The 14,318-nt window shown below is 64.9% G+C and carries 15 protein-coding genes; 5 read left to right on the forward strand and 10 right to left on the reverse strand.

The features are described 5' to 3' along the window. The 4 genes from ACNA7R_RS04475 to ACNA7R_RS04490 all read right to left on the reverse strand — a co-directional run. Positions 1-1,408 (reverse strand): FeoB small GTPase domain-containing protein (locus ACNA7R_RS04475; RefSeq protein ID WP_416282352.1); only part of this gene is annotated, 1,408 nt, incomplete at its 3' end. A gap of 247 nt (positions 1,409-1,655) precedes the next feature. Further along, positions 1,656-1,979 (reverse strand): ArsR/SmtB family transcription factor, encoded by a 324-nt coding sequence (locus tag ACNA7R_RS04480; RefSeq protein ID WP_416282353.1) that lies wholly within the window; start codon positions 1,977-1,979, stop codon positions 1,656-1,658. Positions 1,980-2,104: 125 nt separating this feature from the next. Then, a complete protein-coding gene (locus ACNA7R_RS04485) occupies positions 2,105-2,707 on the reverse strand; it encodes an Lrp/AsnC family transcriptional regulator (protein WP_416282354.1) in 603 nt (200 codons plus the stop codon). Further along, positions 2,704-3,906, reverse strand: a complete 1,203-nt coding sequence (locus tag ACNA7R_RS04490) for an NAD(P)/FAD-dependent oxidoreductase (protein ID WP_416282355.1) — start codon at positions 3,904-3,906, stop codon at positions 2,704-2,706. Before ACNA7R_RS04490 ends, ACNA7R_RS04485 begins: the two co-directional genes overlap by 4 nt. 179 nt (positions 3,907-4,085) lie before the next feature. Between ACNA7R_RS04490 and ACNA7R_RS04495 the strand changes: the two genes are divergently transcribed. Continuing rightward, a complete protein-coding gene (locus ACNA7R_RS04495; RefSeq protein ID WP_416282356.1) occupies positions 4,086-5,099 on the forward strand; it encodes a formyltetrahydrofolate deformylase in 1,014 nt (337 codons plus the stop codon). Here ACNA7R_RS04495 and ACNA7R_RS04500 read toward each other — a convergent pair. Both ACNA7R_RS04500 and ACNA7R_RS04505 read right to left on the reverse strand, forming a co-directional pair. After that, on the reverse strand, positions 5,096-5,266 hold the full coding sequence (locus ACNA7R_RS04500; protein WP_416282357.1) for a hypothetical protein: 171 nt from the start codon (positions 5,264-5,266) through the stop codon (positions 5,096-5,098). The genes ACNA7R_RS04495 and ACNA7R_RS04500 overlap by 4 nt on opposite strands. Positions 5,267-5,333: 67 nt before the next feature. After that, positions 5,334-5,741, reverse strand: a complete 408-nt coding sequence (locus tag ACNA7R_RS04505) for a DUF2267 domain-containing protein (RefSeq protein ID WP_416282358.1) — start codon at positions 5,739-5,741, stop codon at positions 5,334-5,336. Positions 5,742-5,977: 236 nt separating this feature from the next. On the opposite strand from ACNA7R_RS04505, the gene ACNA7R_RS04510 reads away from it, so the two are divergent. After that, complete coding sequence (locus ACNA7R_RS04510) at positions 5,978-7,291, forward strand: acetamidase/formamidase family protein (RefSeq protein ID WP_416282359.1); 1,314 nt, start codon at positions 5,978-5,980, stop codon at positions 7,289-7,291. A gap of 30 nt (positions 7,292-7,321) precedes the next feature. On the opposite strand, the gene ACNA7R_RS04515 is transcribed toward ACNA7R_RS04510, so the two are convergent. Continuing rightward, complete coding sequence (locus ACNA7R_RS04515) at positions 7,322-7,528, reverse strand: hypothetical protein (protein ID WP_416282360.1); 207 nt, start codon at positions 7,526-7,528, stop codon at positions 7,322-7,324. Between the two features lie 154 nt (positions 7,529-7,682). Here ACNA7R_RS04515 and ACNA7R_RS04520 point away from each other — a divergent pair, with 154 nt between their 5' ends. Further along, a complete protein-coding gene (locus ACNA7R_RS04520; protein ID WP_416282361.1) occupies positions 7,683-8,756 on the forward strand; it encodes a sensor histidine kinase in 1,074 nt (357 codons plus the stop codon). Between the two features lie 683 nt (positions 8,757-9,439). On the opposite strand, the gene ACNA7R_RS04525 is transcribed toward ACNA7R_RS04520, so the two are convergent. After that, on the reverse strand, positions 9,440-10,666 hold the full coding sequence (locus ACNA7R_RS04525) for an orc1/cdc6 family replication initiation protein (protein ID WP_416282362.1): 1,227 nt from the start codon (positions 10,664-10,666) through the stop codon (positions 9,440-9,442). Positions 10,667-11,123: 457 nt separating this feature from the next. Beyond that, the gene (locus ACNA7R_RS04530) at positions 11,124-12,143 is read right to left on the reverse strand and encodes a phosphoribosylaminoimidazolesuccinocarboxamide synthase (RefSeq protein WP_416282363.1); all 1,020 of its coding nucleotides are present in this window, start codon (positions 12,141-12,143) and stop codon (positions 11,124-11,126) included. A gap of 162 nt (positions 12,144-12,305) precedes the next feature. Between ACNA7R_RS04530 and cofH the strand changes: the two genes are divergently transcribed. Both cofH and ACNA7R_RS04540 read left to right on the forward strand, forming a co-directional pair. Further along, a complete protein-coding gene (gene cofH, locus ACNA7R_RS04535; RefSeq protein WP_416282364.1) occupies positions 12,306-13,679 on the forward strand; it encodes a 7,8-didemethyl-8-hydroxy-5-deazariboflavin synthase subunit CofH in 1,374 nt (457 codons plus the stop codon). Positions 13,680-13,721: 42 nt separating this feature from the next. Then, a complete protein-coding gene (locus ACNA7R_RS04540) occupies positions 13,722-13,994 on the forward strand; it encodes a hypothetical protein (protein ID WP_416282365.1) in 273 nt (90 codons plus the stop codon). A 16-nt stretch (positions 13,995-14,010) separates the two neighbouring features. On the opposite strand, the gene ACNA7R_RS04545 is transcribed toward ACNA7R_RS04540, so the two are convergent. Then, on the reverse strand, positions 14,011-14,256 hold the full coding sequence (locus ACNA7R_RS04545) for a hypothetical protein (RefSeq protein WP_416282366.1): 246 nt from the start codon (positions 14,254-14,256) through the stop codon (positions 14,011-14,013). Positions 14,257-14,318 lie beyond the last annotated feature (62 nt).

Genomic DNA, 14,318 nt, shown 5'->3' on the forward strand with positions numbered 1-14,318 from the left:
GGAATTCGGCGTCGCCTCGCAGCTCACGCACAATCCGCGCCTGGTGGAACAGGCCCAGCAGCTGGCCGTCGCCGTACGCGAGGCCACCAGCGCCCCCGCCCTGCTCAAGGCCGCATCGGGGCTGAAAAACCTGTGGGTCGGCATCGAGCTGCAAGCCTCCGACGCGCATAACCAGCAGGAAACGCTCAAGCGCATCCTGCTGCTGCTGGTGGAAAACATCGGCGAGCTGCTGGACGACGACACCTGGCTGCGCGGCCAGCTCGACATGGTGCAGGAAGTCGTCGCCGGCCCGCTCCAGATCCAGTCGCTGCAGGAAGCCGAAAAGCGGCTCAAGGAAGTGATCTACAAGCAGGGCATGGTCAAGCACGGCCTGCGCGAGGCCACCGCCACGCTGAAGGCCACCATGACCACCTTCGTCAGCCGCCTCAGCGACGTGCTGGCCGCCAACGACGAATACCAGGGCAAGATCAGCACCCACGTCGAGCGCATCAGGGGCACCGAAGACGTGGCGGAGCTCAACCGCATTCTCGAAAGCCTGCTCGACGAAACCCGCAGCGCGCAGACCGACAACCGGCGCGCGCACGACCAGCTGGTTCACGAGCGCGACGCCGCGCTGCTGGCCGAAAGCCGCATCCAGGAACTGGAAGACCAGCTGGCCCAGATGAGCGCCCTGGTGCGCGAAGACCCGCTCACCCACAGCCTCAACCGGCGCGGGCTCGACGACGAGTTCGCCCGCGACGGTGTTGGCGAACCAGACGGCGACGACGGCGGGCAAGAGGAGAACGAGCGCGCTCGCGATCGGCCCCAGGTACGGACGCTCGAGGATCGTCTCGGACGGCTCGATCTCCCAGCCCGGGCGGGTCGTCGGCGCGGCGGGAAACAACCCCGCGTAGCGAAGTGCCTCGAGCACCGACCCGGCATCGGCTCCCGCCGCCGGATCCGCGTCGGGGGCCATCCCGCCGTCCGCGGCCACCCGCGTCAGTCGTCGGGCGTCGACGGGGACGACCGGGACGCCGAGATCCGACTCAAGCGAGGCGATCGTCTCCCTCTCGTCAGGGACGTCGACCCTATCCCAGTGGGTGACGACCATCGCGCCGGGACGTCCCTCGACGAGCGGTAGCAGGTCCTCGAGATCCCGGTCGAGATCGGTCGCCGGGACGACGAGAACGACCCGGTCGGTCGCCCCGAGTTCGGCCAGCGCCTCGCGGGTCGTCTCGGTGTCGGCCTCGAGGGTGATCCCCGGCGTGTCGACCAGATCGAAGCCATCGGTTCGGTAGACCTCGCTCGAGACGGTCGTCCCGCCGACGTTCTCGTCGGTCGGCCGCAAGCCGGTGAGACCGGCCGCGAGCGCCGACTTGCCGACGCTTTCCTTTCCGATCAGGGTGATTCGGTCCCGACTCCCACTCATCCCGGTCCTCCCCCGTTCTCCGCCGGAATCGCCGACGGTTCGGATCGGCCGGTCACCTCGGCGGCGTGATCTCGGTGGTACATCCGTGTCCGCCCACTCGCCGGCCGGAGTTAATAATAGTATCGTATAAAATAATAACTTCTATTATCCTAGAGTCTATATTGATAATCAAATGCCCGGCAACTCGACCCCAGTCACGGTCCTGTCCGGAACGCTCGGCGCCGGCAAAACCACCGTTCTGAAACGGCTACGCGTTCGTCGACTGAACGTTGTGACTGCGCAGCGTCCGTAACATCTCCCGGCAGAGGGGATCGGGGTAATATCGGATCGTCCCGCTCCGAGCGTCCCACTCTACCAGCCCCGAATCGGCCAGTTTCGGGAGGTGGATATGGTGCATCTCGGTAGACAGCGCCGTCTCTCCCGATGGAGAATCCACGTGAGCCACGAACTCGTCGACCGTGGCCGTGTTCGTCGGTCGCTTGCCGAGGAATCGAAGGATCTGTCGTCTGTGGCGGTGACACAATACCTCGAGCAGTTCGTCACATTTCTCGGTATGGGGATTGGCGTTCATCGGAACTCGACCCTCCGCTAACAAAAACCGCAGCTCGAAAATAAGTGTAACGTATATGAACATCTAAGAATTGCGAATTTCGCACTTCCACTCGGAATATCTGCGGTTTTCGGTTGGGCCGTCCGTCAGTCGCCATTCCGACCTTTCGCCTCGAAATGCCCCCACGGTTGGCTGTACTTTTTCGTGATTATCTCGGAGCTGTGGACGGTAAGCCCGCGTTCGTTCAACTCTTTCGTCAGTCGGATGAGATCGGACGTGGAGGTAGCGACCGTTTCGATGTAGAGGTTGTACTCGCTGGTGATCATCTCGGTGATATCGACGACGCCGACGACGTCGAGAAGGTTTTTAGCGACGCTCGAGCGGTTCTCCGGGTCGCTGGTACAGACGAAAAAGAGCCGGAGCGGAAAGCCCGCCCTCTCGTAGTCGATTTTGGGCTCGTAGCCCTCGATAACGCCCGCGTCCTCCATTTTGTCGATCCGGTTGCGGACGGTACTGGGTGAAACCTCCACGTCCGTCGCGATCTCGTTGATCGTCACGTTCCGGGCGTCGCGTTGAAGCGCGAACAGCACGCCTTCGTCGACGGAGTCGATCTCGATCACCCCGGAGGTCTTTACGTCGGGGTCGGATCCGATATCGGAAGCGGCGTCTTCATCTGCCATGATACGAAACAACGCCCCGACCAAAGAAGTACTCTCTCGGTCGTTGAGACGGTTTCTACCGACGCTCAACAGTCGCAGTAGTCGGGTTCGCAACACTCGAGATCCTCGACGATCATCCGTTTCTCCCGGTAGGCCTCGAGGGGATCGGTGTCGACGCCGAGTCGGTCGCCCAGCTCCTCGGCGACGACGGCGAAACGCTGGCGGAACTTGTAGATGAAACAGAACTGCTGGCCGTTGTGTGCGACCTGCGGCCCGGCGAGGAACAGCCCCGGCGTCTTGGTGGACTCGTCGCGATCGGTGAGTTCGGGAAACTCGCCGTCGAACGCGAACAGGTTGTCGACGACCGCGAGGCTCCCCTCGAACCCGGTCGCGAGCACGGGGGGTGCTCGAGAGCGAACCCGATCGCCGTCGGTCGTCGTGACGACGTACCCGTCGCCCTCCTCGCGTTCGATCCCGGCGACGCGGGCGTCGGCGACGAGGTTGATCGGCGCGCCGTCCTCGAGGGCGGTCTCGAGCCGTTCGTTCGTTCGCGGGGAGAGTACCTCGCTGGGGTCGGGGCTACGGAACTGCCAGGTGCCCTCGTCGTCGAGCACCGTCACGGACCGTCCGGCCTCGGCGAGTCCCAGCGCCGCGTCGATCCCGCTCTCGGCGCCGCCGACGACCACGACGTCCGAGACGGTCTCTGCCACGGCGCCCGCGCCGTCTGCGGCGATCCGGTTCGTTCCGGCCGACTCGGTACTCGAGGCTCGCTTCGCGTACTCGGCCCACGATTCGACAGTCGCGACGTGGACCCCGTGGGTCGCTCCCTCGAGGTCCCCGCTCGAGGGGTACCCGTACTGGCCGGCGGCCCAGACGACGTAGCGGGCGCGGATCGATTCCTCGTCGGTCTCGAGGACGAAGCTCTCGGCTTCCCCGCTTCGCTGGGGGACGACCGACTCGACGTCGACGCCCGTCTCGACGGGTAGCTCGTGGAACTCGGCGACCGCCTCGAGGTACTCGGCGTACTGCTCGCCCGTGGGGTGTTCACAGTCCAGCGCCAGCGCCGGCGAGGTGTCGATTGTGACGGCGTTTAGATCGCGTACGCCGAAGGCGTTGGCGGGAAACGACGGCGTCAGCAGCCGCATCTCGTCGGGCCAACTCCGGAACGAGGAGCCGATACGATCGCGTTCGAGGACCGCATACTCGACGTCGAGCCGTTCGAGCGCGACTGCAGTCCCGATTCCGGCAGGTCCGGCGCCGACGATCGCAACCTCGAGTGAGTCGTTCATACCGACCGGTGATCGCTACAGGTTAATAATATTATCTACAAAATTGCTAATTAATGGTATGTAGAGAGGGTCATATATGAAAGCCGAGTCGTGGAGCGGCGATCCGCGGAGCTTTTGGCTACCCGGAAACTGGACCCGGTACTGATGACTCGACGACCGCTCGAGCGGAGGTGGCTGCGATGACGACCGACCTGACCGAGATCACCGTTATCGGGGACGACGACACCGGACTGGTCGCCCGCGTGACCAGCCTCCTGTTCGAGCGCGGAGCGAACATCGAGGACCTCGATCAGGCGGTTCGGGACGGCGTCTTCCGGATGTACCTCGCCGTCGACACCGCAGAGATGGTCTGTACCGAGGAGACGCTACGAAACGACCTCCACGAACTCGGCGAGGACCTCGGACTCGACGTGCAGGTCCGGTTTCCCGCCGACCGCGAGACCCAGCGGATCGCGGTGCTCGGAACCAGCGAGAGCCACTGTCTCGAGGCGCTGTTCGAGGCCTGGACGAACGACGAACTCGGCGCCGACATCGGGGTCGTCATCGGCAACCACGACGACCTCGAGCCCCTCGCCGAGCGCTACGACGTCCCCTTCCACGATATCGGCGACGAGAGCGGCCAGCAAAACGAGGAGCGGCTGCTCGAACTCTTGGCGGAGTACGACGCCGACCTGATCGTTCTCGCGCGGTACATGCGGATCCTCTCGCCGAACGTCGTCTTCCGCTACGAGGACCGGATCATCAACGTCCACCCCTCGCTGTTGCCCGCCTTCCCCGGCGCCGAGGCCTACCGCCAGGCCCTCGAGGAGGGCGTCCGAGTCGCGGGCGTCACCGCCCACTACGTGACGACCGATCTGGATCAGGGACCGATCATCACCCAGCGCGCGTTCGACGTCCCCGACGACGCCGACCTCGAGGAGATCAAACGGCGGGGCCAGCCCCTCGAGGCCGACGCCCTGCTCGAGGCGGTGCGGCTTCACCTGGACGGCGACGTCTCGGTCCACCGCGGCCGAACGAGCGTCCGCGAGAACGAACGCGACTACCAGCTTGGGCTGCCGGGCGAGATGGACGAGCTAACGCCGGATCGACCCGTCGACGGAATCGTCGGCGGCGTCGACGACGCGACGGCACCGGACGAGAACGGAGAGGACGACGCGGAGCGGGAGACCGAGCCGGAACCGCCGGCGAACTAGCGCGACCCCAGCCCGTTCCAGGACTCCCGACACGCGACGCTACAGAACTCGTAGTGGACCGCTTCGCCGTTCTCGACGACGCTCACGACCCGCCGCTCGCCGTTTTCCGTCACCGGATCCTCGCAGGCCTGACACGCCGGCGCGTCCTCGTCGCTCGAACCAGTCATCGATCCCCAAAATAGGACGTAGCTACTTGAACGATCCTGTTGCGGCGGTATCGGCCGGCCCGCAGGCTCAAACGTCCTCGGGATCGACCGTCACGCCCTCGAACAGCGGGTGGAGGTCGCCGTCGAGCTGGGCCTTCAGATCCTGCAGTTCGCCCTGCGTGAGCGTGGCCGCGATGGCGTCGGTGACGCCGTCGGCGAACTGCTCGGCGTCGTCGCCCTCGACCGCCGTTCCCTGGAGGTGTTCGGCGACGCGCTCGACGAACGCCTCGCGGTCGTAGCCGGCGCCGTCGTGGTCGGTATCCTCGACGATCGACGCCAGCTCCGAGGGGAGCTGGGCGGCGACGTCCTCGGCCTCGCCGCCCGTCAAGCTCTCGCCCAGCGTCTCGAGGACGGCCTCGCTGGCGATCTGCGCGCGGTCGATCGTCTCGAGGTGGCTCGCTTCCTGTACGAGCTTGTAGAACTCGTTTTCCTGCATGGACGACCGTTGAACGCTGAACCGTGTCGGGATTCTGCCCTCAAATGCAAGGGAGCAGCCGAGACTCGGTTCGGCGCCTCCGAACGCGCTCTCGAGCCACCGAAGGGGCGCGAACGAACCCACTCGGTCCGCCGTGTCTGTCCACGGATCGGCCGCAGCGCGCCCGACGATCGGAATCGGCTGACGCCCGTGTTACTGGCTCGTTTATGATCCTGCGGGTGATACTCTCACGCACAATGGCACAGCGAGAGGTTCAACAGGAGCTGTCGGTCGATCAGTACACGCTCGGGCTCGTCGGTCCCGACCAGGAGTGGGCGGGAACGGTCGCCGATGGCGGGACGATCGAGACCTACACCCCGCCGGGCTGTTGGGGTCCGATGATTACCCCCGAGTTCCGGGGCGGCCACGAGGTCACCCGCCCGATTCGCGTCGAGAACGCCGAGGTCGGCGACGCCGTCGCGCTGACGATCCGGGACGTCGAGGTGACGAGTCTGGCGACGAGCACGGGCTCGATGCGTGAGCGAACGGAGGCCTTCGGCGACGACCCGTTCGTCGACCACCGCTGTCCCGACTGCGGGACGAAGTGGCCCGAGTCGATCGTCGAGGGCACCGGCGAGGAGGCGATCCGCTGTGCGGAGTGTGGCGCCAACGCCTCCTCCTTCGGCTTCGAGTACGGCTACACCGTCGTCTTCGACGAGGATCACACGGTGGGGATCACGGTCGACGAGGACGCCGCACACGACCTCGCCGAGGACGCCACGGAGCTGATGGACATCCCCGAGAACTCCCGCCAGCACCCGATCCTGCTGTACGCGCCCTCGGAAATGCCCGGCACGCTCGGTCGGCTGCGGCCCTTTATCGGCAACGTCGGCACCACGCCGTCCGTGGAGCTGCCCGACTCCCACAACGCGGGCGACTTCGGCCAGTTCCTCCTCGAGACCGACCACGACTGGGGACTCGAGAACGAGGCCGAACTCGAGGCCCGCACCGACGGCCACATGGACATCCCCGAGGTTCGGGCGGGCGCGACGCTGATCTGTCCGGTGAAGGTCGACGGCGCGGGCGTCTACGTCGGCGACCTCCACGCCAACCAGGGCGACGGCGAACTCTCCCTGCACACGACCGACGTCAGCGGCACGGTGCGGATGGACGTCGAGGTGATCAAGGGTCTCGAGATCGACGGCCCGCTGCTCCTGCCCAACGAGGAGGATCTGCCGTTTATCAGCAAACCGTACAGCGACGACGAACTCGAGACCGGGCGCGAACTGGCCGAGGAACACAGCGTCGACCTGCTCGACGAGATGGGGCCGATCCAGGTCGTCGGGACGGGGGCGACGATCAACGACGCGACGGAGAACGCCTTCGACCGGGCCGGTAAGCTGCTCGGGATGAGCGAGGGGGAGGTTCGCTCGCGGTGTACGTTCACCGGCGGTGTCCAGATCGGTCGGCTGCCGGGCGTGGTTCAGCTCGACATGCTCGCCCCGATGGACGTCCTCGAGGATCGCGGGATCTCCCACCTCGTTCGGGAACAGTACAACGGACTCGAGTGAGAGCCGGCTGCGTTCGTTCTCGAGCGTGTTTCAATCGGCTTCGTTGGTCTCGATAGTCGCGCGGTCGTCACTCGAGTCCGTGCCGAGCCGCGCGCTTCGGTTCTCCGAGACCAGCGGCGCGACGGCGAGAACCACCATCGCGGACATGAAAAGCGCGAGCATGGCGATTACGACGGTCGTGACGCCGAGGCTCGGGACGAGACTCGCGGCGAACCCACCGGCAGTTGCGAAACTCATTACTCTCGGTCGTTCGTTCCGTGTTGGATCCTATGAACGTTGCTTTTCGTGACGGTCGAGAAGCGACGGGATCGACGAACCCCCGAACTCCCACGGTGTGGCTACTGGGTTCCCTGACCGAACGGCATTTACACGAGTAGCCGGACCTGTTCGTATGGAGATACCCGAGGGTCTGGGGTCACACGTCCTCGATACGCTCGCGCCGAATATCGCGGTGCTGGACGACGAGGGCGCGATCCTGGGGACGAACGAGGCGTGGAAGTCCTTCGCCGAGGAGAACGAACTCCAGTCGCCGGTCGACAGCGTCGGCGTCAACTACGTCGAGGTCTGCGAGGAGAGCGACAGTCCGTCCGCCGAGCAGGCGGCCGCGGGAGTTCGGGCCGTCCTCGAGGGCGACCGGGAGACGTTCACGCTCGAGTACCCCTGTCACTCGCCGGATTCGAAGCGGTGGTTCCAGCTGACCGTCGAACGCACGCGCTACGAGGACGACCTGTACGTGATCGTCTCCCACAGGAACATCACCGAGCGCAAGCTGAGCGAACGGCGCGTCGAGGAGTCCAACGAGCGCCTCCAGCAGTTCGCCTACGCCGTCAGCCACGACCTCCAGGAACCCCTGCGGATGATCACGAGCTACCTCGGACTGATCGAACGTCGCTACGAGGACGAACTCGACGAGGACGGCCGGGAGTTCATCGAGTTCGCCGTCGACGGCGCCGAGCGAATGCGGGACATGATCGAGGGACTGCTCGAGTACTCCCGCGTCGAGACCCGCGGGGATCCGTTCGCGCCCGTCGACCTCGAGGCCGTCCTCGAGGAGGTCAGCGCGGACCTGGAGGTGGCGATCGACGACGACGGCGGCGAGCTGACGATCGAGTCGCTGCCGACGGTCGAGGGCGACCGCAGCCAGCTCCGACGGCTGTTCCAGAACCTCCTCGAGAACGCGATCAAGTACTCGGGCGAGGAGCCCCCGCGGATCCACGTCGAAGCCGAGGAGAGCGACGGCGAGTGGATCGTCGCGGTCAGCGACGACGGCATCGGGATCGACCCCGAGGACCAGGACCGGATCTTCGACGTCTTCGACCGGCTCCATAGCCGCGAGGAGTACGAGGGGACGGGAATCGGGCTCGCGCTGTGTGAACGGATCGCCGAACGCCACGGCGGAAGTATCGAGGTCGACTCCGAGCCCGGAGAGGGGTCGACGTTCTTCGTGACGCTGCCTGCCGCCTGAGACCCTTCGATCGCCCGCGGAGTTCGTCGCAGACGGACGTCTCCCGCGCGGAAAACGGCCGACCTCGTTTTTCACCCGGCTCCTCACACAATATATATTATCGGACGAACCGTACGGCACCGTATGCCCGACGGGGAGAGTGAACGAAGGATGGCCGTCTGCACCTCCTGCGAATCCGCTTACGCCGCCGAAGTGTGGCCGGACGGAACGATCAAACCGATCGGAACGAAAGAGGGCTGTCGCTGTGGATCGACGGAGTTTCGGGTGGTCGAACACTCGTCGGACGTCGTCCCGGAGCCGGAAGAGCCGGCCGACCCGTAGTCCGCTCGTGAGGCCGGTCGCACTCGAGCGGCGGTACGTCGAGTGCCCGGCTCGGTGACGACGCGGAGGGTTCGACGCTCGTTCCGGACCGTCTCGAGCGCGCCCGTTCCGAACGGCCCGGCCGACTCCGGACGCGGCGCGTGAAGCGAGACACCGTCGAGAGGGGGCACCGTCCGCTACTTCCGGAACCTCCCACCCCACTGCGTCCAGTGTCCCGTCTCCGTCCGAGCCTCGAGTCGTCACGATCGGCGTTCGCTCCTGCACCCCATCGCGTCCAGTGTCCCGTCGCGGTCAGACAGCAGCGATCGGTCTCGAATTCGTTTGGAACGGGGAGAGACCCCCACCCCATCGCGTCCAGTGTCTCAGTGCGATCGGGGGCCGCGGTCGAGCCGTCGCTGGATCGCTTCGGTTACCCCCACCACGTCCACTGTCTCGTCGAGCGCCTCGAGCAATAGATCCGGATTCGTATCGAGTGCGTACTCGTAGTACCGTCCGCCGACCTCGCCCTCGTTCCGTTCCGTTCGGCTCGCGATACCCAACATAGCGAGCTCGTTCAAGTGGTCCCGCATCCGACGCGGAACGAGCGAGTCCGCCGCAGCCCGATCGCAGACGATCTCGTACCGATCCTGGATGTCGCGCGCTCGAGTCGGCGTCTGACCCTCTTCGTGAAGCATCACGAGCGCGTACAGGACGAGTTGGCCTTGCTGAGTGAGCCCCGCAACACCGTCGGCGATACGACTTCGCTCGAGCGCCGCTCGGGCGTCGTCGACGTGTCCCTCCGTGATTCGTTCTGCCTCTCGTTCGACCGCGATGTCGCCGGCTTCCATCAAGAGATCGAGACTCTGGCGGGCGTCACCGGCGTCTTTCGCGCCGAACGCCGCACACTTCGCGATCACTTCGGTCGGCACGACGTCGTCGTAGAACGCAACGTCGGCACGTTGCTCGAGGATATCCCGGAGTTCGTGGGCGTCGTAGGCGGGAAACTGCAGCTCCTTCTCGCAGAGGCTCGACTGCACTTTCGAGCTCAGGCTCTCGCGGAACTTGAAATCGTTCGAGATCCCGATAATTCCGACTTTGGACCGCTCGAGGTTCCCGTTCGCTCGGGCTCGAGGGATCTGGTACAGGATCGAGTCGTCCTCGATGTGGTCGACCTCGTCGAGAACGATAACGATAGTCCCGCCGATCGAGTCGAGTTCCTCCCAGAGCCACTCGTTGACCTGCCGTCGAGGGTAACCGGTCGGTTTGAGCTGCTCGTCGGGTTCCCGAAGTTCGTTTATCAGCTGGATCGCAACCTGGTAGCTCGTGCTCAGGTCCTCGCAGTTGGTCCGAACCGTCGTCAGATCGACACCGTACTCGGTCGCGTCGGATTTGAGTTCGGAAAGGAGATACCGGGTGCACGCGGTTTTTCCAACACCGGCCTTTCCGTACAGGAAGATGTTCGCAGGCTGATCGCCGTTGATAACGGGCTGAAGTGCAGAAATATACTGCTGGAGTTCCTGATCACGGCCGATAATCTCCTCCGGCTGGTAGTCCTCCCGAAGCGCGTCGCGGTGGCGAAAAATATCCGTGTCCGGCTGAAACAATCCCATACTGATCGATACTGGATGCACTCTCGACGACTGATATAAAGCCACCGTGTCGAGTGTGTCCAGTGTGTCTTCTGTCTGCTGTACACCTCATCCCACCCACCCCACTGTGTCCAGTGTCTCGGGAACCGAGTATGGGACGAGGATATCGGTGTTTATAGAGCAAAACTTATAACTAGTCTCTTTCCGGATTTTCCGAACGGTAGCAAGAAAAAAGGTAGCGACAGGGCCGTTCGAGGAGGGATCGGGGGGATGGACTGTTATAGATAATCGACGGTGCAATCGCAGCACGGGTCACGGTCGCATCGGTACATCGTTCCAGGGAACCGTATACGGAGCCAACCACACGCGAGGCGATCGAAGACACTGGACACACTGGGGGGAGGGGGATCGAGAACGTTCGCCTCCAGCGTCGAAGTCCCCACTCCAGCCTCGAACTCGGTTCGAGAGAACGCCCGAACTACAGTCCCTGGACGGAGCCGATGGCACTCGAGAGCGGCGGGGCGTCGAAGACGTCCAGCCCGGTGTAGGTGTTGGTGCCGGCGCAGTACATGTTTCGAGCCGTCTTCAGGACCCGCTCGTCGAGGGGTTTCGGCTCGACGTCACAGAGGGACTTCCAGTCGGCGATATCCTCCTGTTTCGCCCGGGCCTTCGCGGCCTCGACGGCCTGGACCCACTCGGGCTGGGTTCGCTTGTGGTACTGGCGAAGGACCTCCTTCGAGAGCTGGGTCGCCCCGTAGCTGAAGCGGTTCTCGTCGAACGTGCCGACGACGTCCGCGACCCCGACGTCGCCCTCGTAGTAGAGACACTCGATCTTGCCGTCCTGGTGGACCAGCTCGGTCTCGGCGGCCTGCTCGGTGATGACCCGGTTGACCTCGAGCGCGAGGTCCTCGAGTTCCTCGAGGTCGGCCTTTCCGGCGATTTCGTCAGCCTCCGCGCGGTCGAGCTGACGGTCGGTCTCCTCGTATTTCGTCGTGAACTCGACAATCGGCTCCGGGAGGTCGACGGGTTCGTCGGGCCACTCCTCGAACTCGAGGCCGTGCTCGGCTGGCTCGGTGCGCCGACGCAGGCTCGAGCCGATCGGCACCCGGTTGCGAAAGACGATCTCGAGAGGAATCAGGAAGTTCTCGCCGGCGGCCTCGTGGTAGCTGTCGTAGTCGTACTCCCGGCCCTCGTTGGGGAGCTTCGGCACCTGCGTCAGGTCGATCGCCATCTGCCAGGGCGGCCGCGAGGCCTCCTCGAGCGAGCACACCTCACCGTTCTCGACGACGCCGCGGTAGTGGGTCGGCACGCCCGCCTCCTCGAGCAGTTCGAAGTTAAAGGCGCCCATCGTACAGAGGCTCGCTCCCTTGTCGGGGATCTGATCCGGCATCTTTCCCCAGTCGAACACGGAGTAGTCGTCGGTGAAGACGAACGAGCCCGCTCCGAGGCTGTCGGCGGTGGCCTCTTCCTCGATGTGGAACTCCTTGACGCTCGTCATCCGAGACACCTCTGGGCAGCCGGGCGGCCGCGGTTCATGTGTCAGATGCGGAGGCCGGACGGTAAGAAGGTTTCAGTATCGGGCCGGTCCGCGCCGGTCGGGCTCCGCGCTCCGCTCCGGGGACCACCATCCTTTTCTCGCTGTACCGGTATCGATACGCCGATGGAGCGACCGGTGACCGAGGCAGACCTCGAGTTCGATTACGTCCCCGACACCGACCAGTCCTTCGAGAACGCGCTCGAGAAGGCCCGCGACGGCGACCGACTGACCGTCGACGACGCGATCGAACTGCTGACGACGGGAACGGACGGCGAAGGGATCGACCGCCGACGCAAGGAGCAGGTGCTCAAGGCCGCAGACCGCCGCCGGGCCGAGGTCGTCGGCGAGGAGGTTACCTTCGTCGCGAACCTGAACAACAACGTCACCACCGCCTGCAACGTTGGCTGTCTGTTCTGTAACTTCAAGGACGCCGCCCACACCTTCGAGAGCGAGTACGAGGCCGAAACGGCGGGCTTTACGAAAACGCCGTCCGAGTCCCGCGAGATCGTCTCCGACGCGGTCGACCGCGGTATCTACGAGGTCACCTCGGTGTCGGGGCTCCACCCCGCGTTCGCGCTCGACGACGAGCACCTCGAGATCCTCCGCGATCATCCGAATCCGAAGGAAATCAACTTCAAACCGCCCGGGACCTACGAAACCGATCCCGGGACGTACGCCGCGCAACTGGAAGCGATGAGCGTCGACGGCGTCCACGTCCACTCGATGACTCCCGAGGAGGCCTACCACGCCCGCCGAGGGACCGACTGGTCCTACGAGGAGGTCTACCGCCGACTCGAGGAGGCCGGGCTCGATACCGTCCCCGGCACCGCCGCAGAGATCCTCGTCGACGAGGTCCGCGACGTGATCTGTCCCGGCAAGATCGGGACGGAGGGGTGGCTCGAGGCGATGGAGGCCGCAGCGGACGTCGGCCTCGGGCTCACCGCGACGATCATGTACGGCCACGTCGAGAACGAGGCCCACCGCGCGATGCACCTGCAACGAGTGCGCGACCTGCAGGAGCGAGTGGACGGCGCGATCACGGAGTTCGTTCCGCTCTCCTTCGTCCATCAGAACACGCCGCTGTTCGAACACGACGTCGTCTCGAGCGGGCCGAGCGACGACGAGGACGAGTTGCTGATCGCCGTCTCGAGACTCTTCCTCGACAATATCGATCATATCCAGTCCTCCTGGGTCAAGTACGGCGACCAGCAGGGGCTGAAGATGCTGTCCTGTGGCGCCGACGACTTTATGGGGACGATCCTCTCCGAGGAGATCACCAAGCGCGCGGGTGGCGAGTACGGCGAGTTCCGCTCCTTTTCGGACTACGTCGACCTCGTCGGCTCGATCGGCCGCGTGCCCGTCGAGCGCTCGACCGACTACGAGCAACGTCGGGTCGTCGACCCCGACGACCCGCCCTTCGGCCCCGAACTCGGCCCGAAGGCCGACGGCACGCCGCTGCTCGAGGAGGGAGAGCGGACGGTTCCGGCCGACGACTGATTCCGACGCAGCTTTTTGCCGGCGCTGTGCGTACCGGCATCTATGAACCACCTCCTCGAGATCGGCGACCGAAGCTGGCGACTGCCGAACCACGCCCATCTCGTCGTCTACGAGCGCGAGGGAAGCGAACGCGGTCTGCTCACGATCTACGACTGCGGCGCGACCCAGGGACCGCCGAAGGCCCAACTCCTCGGGACGCTCGAGTCCGTAGAGGCGGACGCCGTAATCGATCCGAACCCAACCGGGCGAGTAGTGAGCCTGCGCGAGGCGGCGACGCTCGAGGAGGTCGAGTCGGATCGGTACCGGATCGCCTGAAAACGAGACCGAGTCGTTACTTCGCGCCGCGAGCGCGTCCGAGTCCGTCGTCGCGTTCGCGCTCGACGGTGTCGACCGACGGCGTTTCGTCGGTCGCGCGGGCGACCGCATATCCGAGCGCGGCGATGCTGGCCAGCCCAATCACGCCGCCGACGATAGAGACGATGCTCAGGCCGGTGACGAAGAGGCTGCCGACGAGAATCACCGCACCGACGACGAGTCCCACGAGCGGCGCAGCGAAGCTGATGGTATCCCTGTGCATACGGAATGTACGGCTCGAGGAGGGATATACCTCACCACCCCTTCGCTGGTACGTCCTGAAAA

The sequence above is a fragment of the Natronococcus sp. genome, from assembly GCF_047921035.1.
GTDB lineage: Archaea > Halobacteriota > Halobacteria > Halobacteriales > Natrialbaceae > Natronococcus.

Coding starts and splice junctions, on each gene's coding strand:
- ACNA7R_RS04480 (WP_416282353.1), bottom strand. CDS start 1,979: ATGAACGCCAATCCCCATACCGAGAAATGTGACGAACTGCTCGAGGTA.
- ACNA7R_RS04490 (WP_416282355.1), bottom strand. CDS start 3,906: ATGAACGACTCACTCGAGGTTGCGATCGTCGGCGCCGGACCTGCCGGA.
- ACNA7R_RS04495 (WP_416282356.1), top strand. CDS start 4,086: ATGACGACCGACCTGACCGAGATCACCGTTATCGGGGACGACGACACC.
- ACNA7R_RS04500 (WP_416282357.1), bottom strand. CDS start 5,266: ATGACTGGTTCGAGCGACGAGGACGCGCCGGCGTGTCAGGCCTGCGAG.
- ACNA7R_RS04505 (WP_416282358.1), bottom strand. CDS start 5,741: ATGCAGGAAAACGAGTTCTACAAGCTCGTACAGGAAGCGAGCCACCTC.
- ACNA7R_RS04510 (WP_416282359.1), top strand. CDS start 5,978: ATGGCACAGCGAGAGGTTCAACAGGAGCTGTCGGTCGATCAGTACACG.
- ACNA7R_RS04515 (WP_416282360.1), bottom strand. CDS start 7,528: ATGAGTTTCGCAACTGCCGGTGGGTTCGCCGCGAGTCTCGTCCCGAGC.
- ACNA7R_RS04520 (WP_416282361.1), top strand. CDS start 7,683: ATGGAGATACCCGAGGGTCTGGGGTCACACGTCCTCGATACGCTCGCG.
- ACNA7R_RS04525 (WP_416282362.1), bottom strand. CDS start 10,666: ATGGGATTGTTTCAGCCGGACACGGATATTTTTCGCCACCGCGACGCG.
- ACNA7R_RS04530 (WP_416282363.1), bottom strand. CDS start 12,143: ATGACGAGCGTCAAGGAGTTCCACATCGAGGAAGAGGCCACCGCCGAC.
- cofH (WP_416282364.1), top strand. CDS start 12,306: ATGGAGCGACCGGTGACCGAGGCAGACCTCGAGTTCGATTACGTCCCC.
- ACNA7R_RS04540 (WP_416282365.1), top strand. CDS start 13,722: ATGAACCACCTCCTCGAGATCGGCGACCGAAGCTGGCGACTGCCGAAC.
- ACNA7R_RS04545 (WP_416282366.1), bottom strand. CDS start 14,256: ATGCACAGGGATACCATCAGCTTCGCTGCGCCGCTCGTGGGACTCGTC.